Here is a 13,915-nt window from a genome sequence, read left to right as displayed (position 1 = left end):
TTATCCACTCATAACGCCGCGATAGCGCCACGGTCGATGCGGAAAGCTGCTTCCCGCACGCTGCCGTGGCCGGCGATGCGCAGCTCCGGGGCCACATCGGCCAGCGGCACCAGGGCGAAGGCGCGCTCGTGCAGGCGCGGATGCGGCACCTGCAGACCAGGCACATCGATCACCGCGTCGCCATAGAGCAGCAGATCCAGGTCCAGCGTGCGCGGGCCCCAGCGCTGTTCGCGGCTGCGGTCGCGGCCGAAGCGGCGCTCGATCTCCAGCAGCGCCGCCAGCAGGGCCGGCGCCGGCAGCGTGGTGGTCACGCGCGCGGCAGCGTTGACGAAGTCCGGCTGGTCTTCCACGCCCCAGGCCGGCGTCACGTACAGCGGCGAGGCCGCCACCAGCACGGTCTCCGGCAGCGCGCCGATCGCCGCGAAGGCCGCGCGCAGCGTGCCCGCCGCATCGCCCAGGTTGGCACCCAGGCCGATGCAGGCGGTGACCGGGGCGGTCATTCCCCGCTGGCGCCGGCCGCGCCGCTGCGCCGACGCCGGCGACGGCGACGCTTGGACGGCGGCGCGTCCTCGTCGGTATAGCTGTCGATGGCCGGCTCCAGGCCCAGGCTGGCCGACAGTTCCTCGTTGGACTGGGTCTGGGCCTGGGTCCAGAAGGCGACATCGGCGGCGTGCTCGGGCGAGGCCGACTGGCGCAGCACCAGGAAGTCGAACGCCGCGCGGAAGCGCGGATGGCTCAGCAGGCGCACCACGCGCTTGCGCTGGCGCTGGGAGAAGCGCGACTGCAGCAGCCAGATCTCCTGCATCGGCAGGGAGAATCGACGCGGCAGCGCGATGGTGGTCAGCTGGTGCAGGGTGACCCGGTCGGCGGCGCGACGCGCGGCCTCTTCCGGATGCGTGCCCTGCGCCTGCAGGCCGATCAGGGCGCGGCAGTAGGCCGGCCACAGCAGCAGGGCGAACAGGAAGGCCGGCGAGACCGGCTCATCGGCCGCCACGCGCGCATCGGTGCCTGCCAGGCCTTCGAGCACCATGGCGCGCAGCGCGCCGCTGCGGTTGGACTTCAGCGCCGCCGCGCTCTCGGGCAGCAGCACGGTCAAAAGGCCGGTGCGCTCCAGGCCCTCGAAGCTGGCCACGGCATGGCCGGACAGGAACAGCTTGAGCACTTCCTCGAACAGCCGCGCCGGCGCGGCCTCGGCCAGCAGCGGGGCCAGCTCGGGGATCGGCGCGGCGGTCGGCCCGTCGATGGTGAAGCCCAGCTTGGCCGCCAGGCGCACCGCGCGCAGCATGCGCACCGGGTCCTCGCGATAGCGCTGCTCCGGATCGCCGATCAGCCTCAGCCGGCGCGCCTGCACGTCCTCGAAGCCGCCGCAGTAGTCGCGCACCGAGAAGTCCTCGATGGCGTAGTACAGCGCGTTGGCGGTGAAGTCGCGGCGGACCGCGTCGTCCTCGATGGTGCCATAGACGTTGTCGCGCAGCAGGCGGCCGTCCTCGTGCAGCTCGCGGTCGCCGCTGCCGTCGTCGCTGTTGGCGCGGAAGGTGGCGACCTCGATGATCTCGCGGCCGAAGACCACGTGCGCCAGCCGGAAGCGGCGGCCGATCAGGCGGCAGTTGCGGAACTGCTGCTTGACCTGCTCGGGCGTGGCGTCGGTGGCCACGTCGAAGTCCTTCGGGTGATGTCCGACCAGCAGGTCGCGCACGGCGCCGCCGACCAGATAGGCCGAAAAACCCGCATCACGCAGGCGGTAGAGCACGCGCAAAGCGTTGGGGCTGATGTCCCGGCGCGAGATGGTGTGTGCTTCGCGCGGGATGACGGTGGGCTGAAGTTCGGAGGTGATGATTGCGGCGTCCGTTGATGTGGCGGCTGACCCGATTGCCGGGAGCCCAAGCTGCGAATATACTAACCAGCTCAAGCCGTCACGGCCAAAACGCTCCCTTCGTCTAGTGGTTAGGACGTGGCCCTCTCAAGGCTAAAACAGGGGTTCGAGTCCCCTAGGGAGCGCCACCGTGGCAATGCGAGACCCGATCAGACCCGGCCGATGCCGGGTCTTTTCGTTTGTGCCGCCCTGGCGTGCAGGCGGGGATGGAAGCGCATTCCTATAGAATGCGCAGCCTTCCTCGTACGTCATACCGGAAACGCCCATGCCCTTCGTCGTCACCGAGAACTGCATCAAGTGCAAGTACACCGACTGCGTGGAGGTGTGCCCGGTGGACTGTTTCCATGAAGGCCCCAACTTCCTAGTGATCGACCCGGACGAGTGCATCGACTGCACGCTGTGCGAGCCGGAATGCCCGATCAACGCCATCTACCCCGAGGACGACGTGCCGGCCGGGCAGGAAGGCTTCGTGGCGCTCAACGCCGAGCTGGCCAAGGCCTGGCCGGTGATCACCGTGCGCAAGGAGCCGCTGCCCGACGCGGGCGACTGGGAAGGCAAGCCGGACAAGCTGCCGCTGCTGCAGCGCTGAGGACGCCGCGCTGCCGTCCAGGCCCGGCGCGACCCAGCCAACAAAAAAGGCGCCGCAAGGCGCCTTTTTCGTGGACCGCATGGACCCGAGGATCAGGTGCCGCCCAGCTTGTTCTTCAGCTCGGCCATCAGGCGCGTGGCCTCCGGGCCGTTGGCCGGCAGGCCGCGCGGATCCACCGCCGAGACGTACACGCCCGAGCTGGTCTCGGCCACGCGCACCAGGAAGCTGGCGCCCTGGTAGGTCACATCGAAGCTGCCCAGCAGCTGCGCGCGGCTGGCGATGGTCAGGCCATCGACCGTGCCCAGCGCGTCGCCGACCTTGGCGAACACCTCGTCGCGCTTGCCGGGGACGTTGAAGCCGGAGGTGTTGCTGGCCGCCGGGGCGGCCTGCTGGCCACGGCCCTCGGCGCTGCCGCTGGCCACGGTCGGCACCTGCATGGCGCCGGCGGTGTTGGGCAGGTTGAGGTCCGGCGGGACCTCCAGCGGGCGGGCCTGCTCGCTCAGCGCGTAGTCGCCCTTGGGCCCCTTGTGGAACCACTTGCAGCCGGACAGGCCGGCGATCGACATCGCCAGCACCACCGGCACGACCACACGCGAAAGACGGGAAACACGCATTGAATGACTCTCCGTTGTTGATTCAGGCCGCGAGCGGTTCGCGGCTGGATTGTTCTTCGAGCACGGCCCGCCGTGCGGCCAGACGATCGGCCAACCCGGTGTGGGCGGCCGACAGCGGCAGCAGCGGCAGGCGCAGGCCCTGGCCGATGCCGGCGCGCTGCAGCAGCGCCTTGACCGGGATCGGATTGGACTCGATGCCGAAGAAGGCATGGAATTCTGCCAGTTGCGCGTCCCAGGCGTCGGCCCGGGCGGCGTCGCCGGCGCGCGCCAGATCGCACAGGCGGCGATAGGCGCCGGGCAGCGCGTTGGCGCCGACCGAGATCAGCCCGTCGGCGCCGGCCAGCAGCGCGCGGCAGGCGCTGGCGTCGTCGCCGCCGAGGACGGCGAACGCCTCGGTGCGCAGCGGCAGCAGTGCCTGCATGCGCGTCGGGTCGGCCACCGCCTCCTTGATGCCGATGATGCCCGGGTGAGCGGCCAGCTCGGCCACGGTCTCGGGCAACAGGTCGCAGCCAGTGCGGCCGGGGACGTTGTAGAGCACCACCGGCAGCCCGCCCTGCTCGGCCACCGCGCGGTAATGGGCGACCAGGCCGGCCTGGGTCGGGCGCACATACGGCGGGGTCACCACCAGCGCGGCGTGCGCGCCGGCCGCGGCCGCCAGGCGGGTCTGGGCGATGGTTCTGGCGGTGCCGGACTGGCCGGTGCCGGCCAGGACCGGGACCTGATCGCCGATCTGCTCGACCGCCGCGCGGATCAGCTGGGCGTATTCATCTTCGGACAGCGTGGCCGCCTCGCCGGTCGAGCCCGCCACCACCACGCCCTGCACGCCGCCGCGCAGCTGCTGGGAAAGCAGCGCGCGCCAGGCATCCAGATCGAGGTCGCCGGCGCCGGAAAACGGCGTGGCCAGGGCGGTGATACAACCGGAAAGGAACAAGCGCTTCGCCTGTAGGGAGTGATACGCACGGAACGCCGCGCACGGGCAGCGATGTTACTTGCGGCGCGAAAGGACGGGCAAGTATGCTGGCCGCGCTTCACCGGCCCCTCCCGGGCGCCATTCAGACTCGTTGCAATGCCGGAAGCCCCTTTGACTGACACCACGCCCCGGCCTTCGCCGAACGAAAACCACCTCCTGATCAACGCCTACACGACGCATCCGGAGTCGCCCCTGCTGGGTGTGACGCGTCGGATCGCCGATTCGGGCTGCAACCTGGTCGATGCGCGGCTGTCCACGGTCGGGCGGGACGTGTCGGTGACGGCGCTGGCCACCGGTTCCTGGGACGCGGTAGCCAAGCTGGAGGCCATGCTGACCCGCCTCGAGCGCGAGGAAGGCCTCAAGCTGATCTGGTACCGCACCGCCGCCAAGGTCGTGCAGTCCAACCTGCTGCCCTACATCGTCGAGGTGGTGGCCGCCGACAAGCCGGGCATCCTGTTCCAGCTGGCCGATTTCTTCGACCGCCAAGGCATCACCATCGAGAACCTGCAGTCCACGCGCTATCGCGCGATGCAGACCGGTGCGGAGATGTTCTCGGCGCAGGTCACCATCGGCGTGCCGGCCAACATGCACATCGCCGCGCTGCGCGACGATTTCCTCGAATTCTGCGACCATCTGAACCTGGACGCGATCATGGACCCCATGAAGTTCTGACGATGGCACCTGCCGCCCAGGCCCTGTCCAAGTCCACCCTGAAACTGCCGCTCGCCCTGTCCGGCGGCACCTCCACCACGCTTGCCGATTTCGCCGGCCACTGGCTGGTGCTGTACTTCTATCCGAAAGACAGCACGCCGGGCTGCACCACCGAGGGGCTGGAGTTCAACGCGCTGCTGCCGCAGTTCCGGCAGCTGGACGCCACGGTGCTGGGCGTCTCGCGCGATTCGGTCAAGTCGCACGACAACTTCTGCGCCAAGCAGGGATTCGACTTCCCGCTGGTCAGCGATGCCGACGAGGCACTGTGCAAGGCCTTCGACGTGATCCGCGAGAAGAACATGTACGGCCGCCAGGTGCTGGGGATCGAACGCAGCACCTTTCTGATCTCGCCCGACGCGCGCATCGTGCAGGCATGGCGCAAGGTCAAGGTCGCCGGCCACGCCCAGGCCGTGCTCGACGCGCTCAAGGCCGCCCGATCCCAGTGACCCCCACTGTTTTCCTTTACCCCCACCACCCCGCCCCGCGGGCCGTGGTGGCCTGCTGCTGTCCGTCCAACAGGAACCGCCGATGACCCGAAGCAAGCGCATCTACGTGCTGGACACCAACGTCTTGATGCACGACCCGACCGCGCTGTTCAAGTTCGAGGAACACGATGTGTTCCTGCCCATGCAGGTGATCGAGGAACTGGACAATGCCAAGAAGGGCATGTCCGAAGTCAGCCGCAACGCGCGCCAGGTCAGCCGCTTCCTCAATGAGCTCATCGTCGGCGCCGACGCCCAGCAGATCCAGCTGGGCATCACGCTGGTCCATCCGCAGGGCCTGAGCCTGCGCCAGCCCTCGCAGATCGGCCAGCTGCACTTCCAGCTCAAGCCGGTCGACCCGGGCCGCACCTTCGGCACCATCGCGCCGGACAACAAGATCCTGGCCGCGGTGCTGCAGCTGCGCGAGGAGCATCCGGGCACGCCGGTGATCCTGGTGTCCAAGGACATCAACCTGCGCATCAAGGCCTCGATCAGCGGCCTGGTCGCCGAGGACTACGAGAACGACCGCGCGCTGGACGACTTCAGCCTGCTCTACACCGGCGCCACGCAGCTGCCGGAGGACTTCTGGCATCGCCACCAGGGCGACCTGAAGTCCTGGAGCGACAAGGGCGGGCGCACCAGCTACGAGGTGACCATGGCCGATGAGGAGGACTGGTTCCCCAACCAGTACCTCTACCTGCCGGGCGAGGACGAAGTCGAGCTGCGCGTGGTCAAGGTCAACCCGGACGGCAAGGCCACGCTGACGCTGGTCGACGACTTCCGCGGCGGCCAGCATGCGGTATGGGGCATCAGCGCGCGCAACCGCGAGCAGAACTTCGCGCTCAACGCGCTGATGGACCCGGAGATCGATTTCGTCAGCCTGCTCGGCACCGCCGGCACCGGCAAGACGCTGTTGGCGCTGGCCGCGGGCCTGGCCCAGACCATGGACCAGCAGCGCTACCGCGAGATCATCATGACCCGCGCCACGGTCAGCGTGGGCGAGGACATCGGCTTCCTGCCCGGCACCGAGGAAGAAAAGATGACGCCGTGGATGGGCGCGCTGACCGACAACCTGGAAGTGCTCACGCATAACCAGGAAGGCGGCGCCTGGGGCCGGCAGGCGACCAACGACCTGCTCGCCAGCCGCATCAAGATCCGTTCGATGAACTTCATGCGCGGCCGCACCTTCCTCAGCCGCTACCTGATCATCGACGAGGCGCAGAACCTCACGCCCAAGCAGATGAAGACGCTGATCACCCGCGCAGGTCCTGGCACCAAGATCGTGTGCCTGGGCAACGTCGAGCAGATCGACACCCCGTACCTGACCGAGACCACCTCGGGCCTGACCTACGCGGTGGACCGCTTCAAGGGCTGGGCGCACAGCGCGCACATCACCCTGCGTCGCGGCGAGCGCTCGCGCCTGGCCGACTTCGCCTCGGAAGTGCTGTGACGATAGCGGCCGGCGCGCGCCGGTCTGGGCCACGGCGCAGGCGGCACGAGGCGCGGGGCCATGGCTGAGGCGCACGAGGGCCTGCCGCTGCAGGCCAGCGACGGCCATCGCTGGACGCTGCTGCGCCGCGTCCCGGCCCAGCCGCGGGCCAGCCTGCTGTGGCTGCCGGCGCTGGGCGTGGCGGCACGCCACTATGTGCCGCTGGCCGAGGCCCTGGCCGAACGCGGCATCTCCGTGTTCCTGCATGAGGCGCGCGGCCATGGCAGCAGCAGCTGGCGTGCCTCGCGCGAGGTGGACTGGGGCTATCGCCAGCTGCTGACGCTCGATCTCCCCGTCAGCGCGCAGGCGATGCGCGAGGCCCAGCCCGGCCTGCCGTGCCTGATCGGCGGCCACAGCCTGGGCGGACAACTGGCCGGCTGCCACGCGGCACTGACCGACACGCCCTTCGACGCGCTGTGGCTGGTCGCCAGCGGCACGCCGTACTGGCGCACCTTCCCGCTGCCGCGCGGACCGTTGCTGCCGCTGGCGTACCGGTTCCTGCCTTGGCTTGCGCGCCGTCGCGGCGCCCTGCCCGGCCATCGCATCGGCTTCGGCGGCAACGAGGCGCGCGGCCTGATCGAGGACTGGAGCCGCGTGGGCCTGGGCGGGCGCTACGCCGGTCAAGGCATGGACATGGACATTGACGCCGCCATGGCCGCATGCACGATCCCGATGACCGGACTGCTGTTCGCGCAGGACTGGCTGGGGCCGCCGGCCTCGCTGCGCGCACTGATGGAGAAGTTCACGCACGCCAGTCCACGCAGCGTGGACGTGCTGGACCGTCAGGCGCTTGGGACCACGCCCGATCACTTCGCCTGGATGCGCAAACCGGATCCGGTCGCGCAGCGACTGGCGGCTTCGCTCGACTGAGCTGCGTCCGTCGCGCCGATGGCGGCGCGATGCGATGCTATGCGCCGGACCCCTTCCAACGACACGCGCATGTCCCTCACGCTTTCCCCGGCACCGAAGATCGCCATCATCGGCCTGGGCTATGTCGGCCTGCCGCTGGCGGTGGCCTTCGGCAGGCAGACCGCCACGATCGGCTACGACCTGGATGCCACGCGCGTGGCCGAACTGCAGACGGGCCACGACCGCACGCTGGAGACCTCGAGCGAGGCGCTGCGCGCGGCCACCGGCCTGCGCTGCAGCGACGATGCGGCCGACCTGGCCGGCTGCGAGGTCTTCATCGTCACCGTGCCCACGCCGGTCGATGCTTACAAGCGCCCCGACATGAGCGCCTTGGAGGCGGCCAGCCGCACGGTGGGACGCGCGATCCGCCGCGGAGGTCTGGCGATCTTCGAATCCACCGTCTACCCCGGCGCGACCGAAGAGATCTGCGTGCCGATCATCGAGGCCGAATCGGGCCTGGTGTTCAACCGCGACTTCCATGCCGGCTACAGCCCCGAGCGCATCAACCCGGGCGACCGCGCCCATCGGCTGGAGACCATCGTCAAGGTGACCTCCGGCTCGACCCCGGAGGCGGCCGCGCGCGTGGACGCGCTCTACCGCGCGATCGTGCCGGCCGGAACGCACTGCGCGCCGAGCATCCGCGTGGCCGAGGCGGCCAAGGTGATCGAGAACACCCAGCGCGACGTCAACATCGCCTTGGTCAACGAACTGGCCCTGCTGTTCCATCGCTTGGGGATCGATACCGGCGACGTGCTGGCCGCGGCCGGCACCAAGTGGAACTTCCTCGGCTTCAAGCCCGGCCTGGTCGGCGGCCACTGCATCGGCGTGGACCCGTACTACCTCACCCACAAGGCGCAGCAGGTCGGCCATCACCCGGAAGTGATCCTGGCCGGACGCCGCATCAACGACGGCATGGGCGCGCACGTGGCCCAGCGCACGATCAAGCTGATGGCCCAACGCGGCCTGGCCGTGGCCGGCGCGCGGGTGCTGGTGCTGGGCCTGGCGTTCAAGCAGGACTGCCCGGACCTGCGCAACACGCGCGTGGTGGACATCGTGGCCGAGCTGGGCCAGTTCGGCATCGCGCCTGACATCCACGATCCCTGGGTCGGTGCGCAGCAGGCGCGCCACGAATACGGCCTGACCCTGCTGGACGCACCTGCGGCGGCGCACTACGACGCGGTGATCCTGGCCGTGGCGCACCGCGAGTTCATCGCCCTGGGCGCCGCCGGCATCCGCGCGCTGCTGCGCCAGGACGGCGTGCTGTTCGACGTGCAGCGCGTGCTGGACCGCAGCCTGGTCGATGCGCGCCTGTGACGCTTCCCATGATTTCGAAGACGAGATCCACACTATGAAGATCCTGGTCACCGGCGCGGCCGGTTTCATCGGCGCGCGCCTGAGCGAGCGCCTGCTGGCGCGCGGCGACAGCGTGCTGGGCTACGACAACCTCAACGACTACTACGACCCCACGCTCAAGCAGGCGCGCCTGGCGCGCCTGACCGGGCAGCCGGGTTTCGAGTTTGTCCATGGCGCGCTGGAAGACAGGCCGGCGCTGGAGGCGGCGTTCGACGCGTTCAAGCCCGAGCGGGTGGTCAACCTCGCCGCGCAGGCCGGCGTGCGCTATTCGCTGGTCAATCCGCACGCCTATGTGGAAAGCAATCTGGTCGGCTTCATGAACATCCTGGAGGCCTGCCGCCATCGCGAGGTCGGGCACCTGGTCTACGCCTCGTCCAGTTCGGTCTACGGCGGCAACCGCAAGCTGCCGTTCGCCGTGGAGGACAGCGTCGATCATCCCTTGAGCCTGTACGCGGCCAGCAAGAAGGCCAACGAGCTGATGGCGCACACCTACAGCCATCTGTATCGCCTGCCGACCACGGGCCTGCGCTTCTTCACCGTCTACGGCCCCTGGGGTCGGCCGGACATGGCGCTGTTCCAGTTCACCCGGCGCATCCTGGCCGGTGAGCCGATCGAGCTGTTCAACAACGGCCAGCACACGCGCGACTTCACCTACATCGACGACATCGTCGAAGGCGTGATCCGCACGCTCGATCATGTTCCCGGGCCCGATCCGCACTACGACCCGCTGCAGCCCAACCCCGCCACCTCGGATGCGCCGTACCGGGTCTACAACATCGGCAACAGCGCGCCGGTGCAGCTGCTGGACTACATCGACACCCTGGAGCGCGCGCTCGGCGTCAAGGCCGTGCGCAAGCTGCTGCCGCTGCAGCCTGGCGATGTGCCCGATACCTTCGCCGACGTCAGCGCCCTGCAGCGCGACGTGGGCTACGCGCCGTCCACGACCATCCAGACCGGCATCGCCGCGTTCGTGGCGTGGTACCGGGCGTATTACGGGGTCTAAAGCGCGGCGGATCGCGCGCACCGACTGCATGCAGCCCGCCTGGCGACGGCGCCGAGACAGCATCGGCGGCGGCACGCTACAAAAGTTGAGAAAAGGTGTTGACGCGATGGCCCGAAACCCGAATAATCTCGCTCCTTCGCAGCGCGCCCGTAGCTCAGCTGGATAGAGTACCTGGCTACGAACCAGGCGGTCGGGAGTTCGAATCTCTCCGGGCGCGCCACTACAAAGACAAGAAAGCCAGTGGACTCCACTGGCTTTTTTGTTGCCTGTTTTCCGCCGATCCATGGCGCGGTTCCGGGGCACCCCGGCTTCTCTTCGGCACTTCCGAGCCGATGTCACGGCACAACGCGCGGACCGTCTGTGCGCGTCGTTGCGATAGCCGAGTCGCTGCGCTTTGCGTGGTCCAGTAGTCGCTACTTACGCCATTGCACTACAGGAGCCCTCACGGTGAATCGTCGAGGCGCATGCGCCTGGCCCCTCGCACGGCGCACGCCGAATGCCATCGCGATCGCACGCCGCGCTTAGGCGCGAATGCGCGCCACACGCGCGGCAATGGAAGGCCAGGCATGCATTCGATTCCGCACTTCGGCGATCGAATCGCGCATACGAAAAACCCGCCGGAAGGCGGGTTTCAAGGACTGGCGGAGTGAGAGGGATTCGAACCCTCGATAGAGCTTTTGACCCTATACTCCCTTAGCAGGGGAGCCCCTTCGGCCTCTCGGGCATCACTCCGAACAACATCGTGCCGTGGCATTGCGCGACGGCCGGCAAGGATACCGGCTGAGCGCCTCCACGGCAAACATTCTGTCAGTTGGAGCTGTTGCCTTCTACGCGATCGTCGGCGCCGGCCTCATCGCCACGCTGGATGCGCTGGTAGATCTCCTCGCGATGCACGGCAACGTCCTTTGGCGCGGTGATCCCGATGCGCACCTGGTTGCCTTTCACGCCGAGGACGGTGACTGAGACCGAATCTCCGATCATCAGGGTTTCGCCGACACGGCGAGTCAAGATCAGCATTTCAATTCTCCGTAGGCCGGCTAGCGTATAGCCGGTGGAAGCATTTGGCCCGCGTAGTGCCAAAAACGCTTCCAGATAAGTTCATGGACGTGAAACATGGTAGCGGCCGGTCACCTCCAGCCGCAAGGGAAAAGGCGTCGGGCTTATGCCGCCAGGCGCTGCGCCACCCAAGAAGTGACCCCAGCCAGCGCAGAAGCAAGGGCGGGCCCGTCCTCGCCACCACCCTGGGCCAGGTCCGGGCGACCGCCGCCCTTGCCGCCAATCAGACCGGCGACGTGACCCAGCAGTTCCCCCGCCTTGACCCGGCCCATTGCGGCACCGTTCACGCCGGCCACCAGGGCCGCCTTGCCGCCCTCGGTGCCGGCCAGCAGGATCACGGTGTCGCCCAACTGCTGCTTGAGGCGGTCCACTGCATCGCGCAGGGCCTTGGCGTCGAAGCCTTCCAGACGCGCCGCCAGGACCTTGATGCCGTCCACCTCGACCGCCTGGCCGGCCAGGTCCGCGGTGGCGCCGGAAGCGGCCTTGGCCTTGAGGCTTTCCAGCTCGCGCTCCAGCTTGCGCTGGCGCTCGGTGAGCTGGCGGATGCGCTCGACCACCTCGGCCGCGCTGCCGCCGAGCAGGCCGGCGGCCTCGCTCAGGCGACGCTCCTCGCCATCGACATAGTCCAGCGCGCCCTGCCCGGTCACCGCCTCGATGCGGCGCACGCCGGCGGACACGCCGCTTTCGCTGACGATCTTGAACAAGCCGATGTCGCCGGTGCGCTGCACATGGGTGCCGCCGCACAGCTCGGTCGAGGTATCGCCCATGCGCAGCACGCGCACGCGCTCGCCGTACTTCTCGCCGAACAGCGCCATCGCGCCGAAGTCCAGGGCCTCCTGCATGCCCATGTTGTGGATCTCGGCCTGGTGGTTGGCGCGGACCTCGGCGTTGACCCGGCGTTCGATCTCGGCCAGCTCCGCCGGGCTCACCGGCTGGAAGTGAGAGAAGTCGAAGCGCAGCCGGTCCGGCGCCACCAGCGAGCCCTTCTGCTGCACGTGGGTGCCCAGCAGCGAGCGCAGCGCGGCGTGCAGCAGGTGGGTGGCCGAATGGTTGAGGATGGTCGCGCCGCGGCGCTGGGCGTCGATCTCGCCGGCGACGACATCGCCGACCGCCAGCGCGCCGTGCTCGACCTGGCCCAGGTGACCGTGGAACTGGCCGGCCAGCTTGAGCGTGTCGCTGACCGCGAACGCGCCACCGGCGCCCTGCAGCCGGCCGGTGTCGCCGACCTGGCCGCCGGACTCGGCGTAGAACGGGGTGCGATCCAGCAGCACCAGACCGGACTGGCCGGCCTCCAGGCGCTGCACCGGGCGACCGTCGTGCAGGAGGGCCACGATCTTCAGGTCATCAGCCTGCAGCTGCTCGTAGCCCAGGAACTCGGTCGGCGTAAGCTGTGCGACCAGTTCGGCCGGCAGCGCGGTGCCGCCGGAGAACTTGCCGGCCGCGCGCGCGGTCTGGCGCTGCTGCTCCATGGCCGCCTCGAAGCCGGCCATGTCCACGTCCATGCCGCGCTCGCGGGCGATGTCGGCGGTCAGGTCGACCGGGAAGCCGTAGGTGTCGTACAGGCGGAACGCGTCGGCGCCGGGAATGCTGCCCTGCGCGCGCGCGGCCACGTCCTCGAAGATGCGCATGCCGGCGTCGAGGGTCTCGGCGAAGCGCTCTTCCTCGGCGCGCAGCGCGCGCTCGACGAAGTCCTGCTTCTGCGCCAACTCCGGGTAAGCCTCGCCCATCAGCGCCACCAGGGTCGGCACCAGCTGGCTGAAGAACGGCTGGCGCACGCCCAGCATCCAGCCATGGCGCAGGGCGCGGCGGATGATCCGGCGCAGCACGTAGCCGCGGCCTTCGTTGGAGGGCAGCACGCCGTCCACGATCAGGAACGAACAGGCGCGGATGTGATCGGCGATCACGCGCAGCGACTTGTTCTCCAGGTCGGCGGTGCCGGTGAGCTCGGCGGCCTTGCGAATCAGCGTCTGGAACAGGTCGATCTCGTAGTTGCTGTGCACGTGCTGCAGCACCGCCACCAGCCGCTCCAGGCCCATGCCGGTGTCCACGCACGGGGCCGGCAGCGGCACCAGGGTGCCGTCGGGCTGGCGGTCGAACTGCATGAACACCAGGTTCCAGATCTCGATGAAGCGGTCGCCGTCCTCGTCCGGCGAGCCCGGCGGGCCGCCGGCGATGTGCGCGCCGTGGTCGTAGAAGATCTCGGTGCACGGCCCGCACGGGCCGGTGTCGGCCATCTGCCAGAAGTTATCCGAGGCGTAGGGCGCGCCCTTGTTGTCGCCGATACGGACGATGCGCTCGGCGGGCACGCCGATCACGTCGTGCCACAGGCCGTAGGCCTCATCGTCGGTGTGGTAGACGGTGACCAGCAGGCGCTCGGCCGGCAGCTTCCAGACCTGGGTCAGCAGCTCCCAGGCCCAGGCGATGGCCTCCTTCTTGAAGTAGTCGCCGAAGGACCAGTTGCCCAGCATTTCGAAGAAGGTGTGGTGGCGCGCGGTATAGCCGACCGAATCCAGGTCGTTGTGCTTGCCGCCGGCGCGCAGGCAGCGCTGGACGTCGGCCGCGCGCACGTAGCTGCGCTTCTCCGCGCCGAGGAACACGTCCTTGAACTGGACCATGCCCGAATTGGTGAACAGCAGGGTCGGGTCGTTGCCCGGCACCAGCGGAGCCGAGGGCACGATGGTGTGGCCCTTGGCGCGGAAGAAATCGAGGAAGTCCTGACGGACCTGGCTGCTGCTGAAAGTGGGGGCGGTCATGTGGGCGCGGGCAATGGGCGAGCGGCTGGCAAAACAGGCCGCGGATCCCCTCTAGATGGATGCGACCTGCCCTTGAGACAACCTTGAACCGCAAAGGGTAACAAAGCCGGGCG

Annotated in this window: 13 protein-coding genes and 3 tRNA genes; 9 read left to right on the top strand and 7 right to left on the bottom strand. The window is 68.8% G+C overall.

Going from position 1 to position 13,915, the window contains the following annotated elements:
• Positions 1 to 8: 8 nt before the first annotated feature.
• Both folK and pcnB read right to left on the bottom strand, forming a co-directional pair.
• Complete coding sequence (folK, locus tag WFQ05_RS00530) at positions 9 to 500, bottom strand: 2-amino-4-hydroxy-6-hydroxymethyldihydropteridine diphosphokinase (protein ID WP_337052196.1); 492 nt, start codon at positions 498 to 500, stop codon at positions 9 to 11.
• Positions 497 to 1,870 (bottom strand): polynucleotide adenylyltransferase PcnB, encoded by a 1,374-nt coding sequence (gene pcnB, locus WFQ05_RS00525; RefSeq protein WP_235871729.1) that lies wholly within the window; start codon positions 1,868 to 1,870, stop codon positions 497 to 499. Before pcnB ends, folK begins: the two co-directional genes overlap by 4 nt.
• A gap of 56 nt (positions 1,871 to 1,926) precedes the next feature.
• Here pcnB and WFQ05_RS00520 point away from each other — a divergent pair.
• Positions 1,927 to 2,001, top strand: a tRNA-Glu gene (locus tag WFQ05_RS00520).
• 137 nt (positions 2,002 to 2,138) lie between these two features.
• Complete coding sequence (fdxA, locus tag WFQ05_RS00515) at positions 2,139 to 2,462, top strand: ferredoxin FdxA (RefSeq protein ID WP_130518949.1); 324 nt, start codon at positions 2,139 to 2,141, stop codon at positions 2,460 to 2,462.
• Between the two features lie 92 nt (positions 2,463 to 2,554).
• Here fdxA and WFQ05_RS00510 read toward each other — a convergent pair whose 3' ends face one another.
• Together WFQ05_RS00510 and dapA are read right to left on the bottom strand one after the other, a co-directional pair.
• Positions 2,555 to 3,076 (bottom strand): hypothetical protein, encoded by a 522-nt coding sequence (locus WFQ05_RS00510; RefSeq protein WP_337052195.1) that lies wholly within the window; start codon positions 3,074 to 3,076, stop codon positions 2,555 to 2,557.
• 22 nt (positions 3,077 to 3,098) lie between these two features.
• Positions 3,099 to 4,007 (bottom strand): 4-hydroxy-tetrahydrodipicolinate synthase, encoded by a 909-nt coding sequence (gene dapA / locus WFQ05_RS00505; RefSeq protein WP_337052194.1) that lies wholly within the window; start codon positions 4,005 to 4,007, stop codon positions 3,099 to 3,101.
• 135 nt (positions 4,008 to 4,142) lie between these two features.
• On the opposite strand from dapA, the gene WFQ05_RS00500 reads away from it, so the two are divergent.
• The 7 genes from WFQ05_RS00500 to WFQ05_RS00470 all read left to right on the top strand — a co-directional run bounded on the left by WFQ05_RS00500 (position 4,143) and on the right by WFQ05_RS00470 (position 10,213).
• Positions 4,143 to 4,718 carry a glycine cleavage system protein R gene (locus WFQ05_RS00500; protein WP_130518955.1) on the top strand — a complete coding sequence of 192 codons (576 nt, stop codon included), beginning with the start codon at positions 4,143 to 4,145 and terminating at the stop codon, positions 4,716 to 4,718.
• A 2-nt stretch (positions 4,719 to 4,720) separates the two neighbouring features.
• Positions 4,721 to 5,203 (top strand): peroxiredoxin, encoded by a 483-nt coding sequence (locus WFQ05_RS00495; RefSeq protein ID WP_130518957.1) that lies wholly within the window; start codon positions 4,721 to 4,723, stop codon positions 5,201 to 5,203.
• 82 nt (positions 5,204 to 5,285) lie between these two features.
• Complete coding sequence (locus tag WFQ05_RS00490) at positions 5,286 to 6,689, top strand: PhoH family protein (protein ID WP_130518959.1); 1,404 nt, start codon at positions 5,286 to 5,288, stop codon at positions 6,687 to 6,689.
• 60 nt (positions 6,690 to 6,749) lie between these two features.
• Positions 6,750 to 7,598 (top strand): alpha/beta hydrolase, encoded by an 849-nt coding sequence (locus WFQ05_RS00485; protein ID WP_337052193.1) that lies wholly within the window; start codon positions 6,750 to 6,752, stop codon positions 7,596 to 7,598.
• 69 nt (positions 7,599 to 7,667) lie between these two features.
• The gene (locus WFQ05_RS00480) at positions 7,668 to 8,951 is read left to right on the top strand and encodes a nucleotide sugar dehydrogenase (RefSeq protein ID WP_337052192.1); all 1,284 of its coding nucleotides are present in this window, start codon (positions 7,668 to 7,670) and stop codon (positions 8,949 to 8,951) included.
• A gap of 34 nt (positions 8,952 to 8,985) precedes the next feature.
• Positions 8,986 to 9,993, top strand: a complete 1,008-nt coding sequence (locus WFQ05_RS00475; RefSeq protein ID WP_337052191.1) for an NAD-dependent epimerase — start codon at positions 8,986 to 8,988, stop codon at positions 9,991 to 9,993.
• 143 nt (positions 9,994 to 10,136) lie between these two features.
• Positions 10,137 to 10,213 (top strand) — tRNA-Arg (locus WFQ05_RS00470).
• A gap of 419 nt (positions 10,214 to 10,632) precedes the next feature.
• Here WFQ05_RS00470 and WFQ05_RS00465 read toward each other — a convergent pair.
• The 3 genes from WFQ05_RS00465 to alaS all read right to left on the bottom strand — a co-directional run bounded on the left by WFQ05_RS00465 (position 10,633) and on the right by alaS (position 13,802).
• Positions 10,633 to 10,725: transfer RNA gene (locus tag WFQ05_RS00465), tRNA-Ser, on the bottom strand.
• Positions 10,726 to 10,800: 75 nt separating this feature from the next.
• A complete protein-coding gene (gene csrA / locus WFQ05_RS00460; RefSeq protein ID WP_130518967.1) occupies positions 10,801 to 11,010 on the bottom strand; it encodes a carbon storage regulator CsrA in 210 nt (69 codons plus the stop codon).
• Between the two features lie 143 nt (positions 11,011 to 11,153).
• Complete coding sequence (gene alaS / locus WFQ05_RS00455) at positions 11,154 to 13,802, bottom strand: alanine--tRNA ligase (protein WP_337052190.1); 2,649 nt, start codon at positions 13,800 to 13,802, stop codon at positions 11,154 to 11,156.
• Positions 13,803 to 13,915: the final 113 nt, after the last annotated feature.

The organism is Pseudoxanthomonas sp. USHLN014 (genome assembly GCF_037153335.1).
Taxonomy (GTDB): Bacteria; Pseudomonadota; Gammaproteobacteria; order Xanthomonadales; family Xanthomonadaceae; genus Pseudoxanthomonas_A; species Pseudoxanthomonas_A winnipegensis.
Note: the sequence above shows the minus strand (reverse complement) of the source record. Positions and strands in the feature narration are given on the sequence as shown.

Bases quoted from the DNA above. Each gene is read 5' to 3' on its own strand.
- alaS (WP_337052190.1), bottom strand. From the start codon at position 13,802: ATGACCGCCCCCACTTTCAGCAGCAGCCAGGTCCGTCAGGACTTCCTC.
- fdxA (WP_130518949.1), top strand. From the start codon at position 2,139: ATGCCCTTCGTCGTCACCGAGAACTGCATCAAGTGCAAGTACACCGAC.
- csrA (WP_130518967.1), bottom strand. From the start codon at position 11,010: ATGCTGATCTTGACTCGCCGTGTCGGCGAAACCCTGATGATCGGAGAT.
- WFQ05_RS00485 (WP_337052193.1), top strand. From the start codon at position 6,750: ATGGCTGAGGCGCACGAGGGCCTGCCGCTGCAGGCCAGCGACGGCCAT.
- WFQ05_RS00475 (WP_337052191.1), top strand. From the start codon at position 8,986: ATGAAGATCCTGGTCACCGGCGCGGCCGGTTTCATCGGCGCGCGCCTG.
- WFQ05_RS00480 (WP_337052192.1), top strand. From the start codon at position 7,668: ATGTCCCTCACGCTTTCCCCGGCACCGAAGATCGCCATCATCGGCCTG.
- WFQ05_RS00510 (WP_337052195.1), bottom strand. From the start codon at position 3,076: ATGCGTGTTTCCCGTCTTTCGCGTGTGGTCGTGCCGGTGGTGCTGGCG.
- folK (WP_337052196.1), bottom strand. From the start codon at position 500: ATGACCGCCCCGGTCACCGCCTGCATCGGCCTGGGTGCCAACCTGGGC.
- WFQ05_RS00490 (WP_130518959.1), top strand. From the start codon at position 5,286: ATGACCCGAAGCAAGCGCATCTACGTGCTGGACACCAACGTCTTGATG.
- WFQ05_RS00500 (WP_130518955.1), top strand. From the start codon at position 4,143: ATGCCGGAAGCCCCTTTGACTGACACCACGCCCCGGCCTTCGCCGAAC.
- WFQ05_RS00495 (WP_130518957.1), top strand. From the start codon at position 4,721: ATGGCACCTGCCGCCCAGGCCCTGTCCAAGTCCACCCTGAAACTGCCG.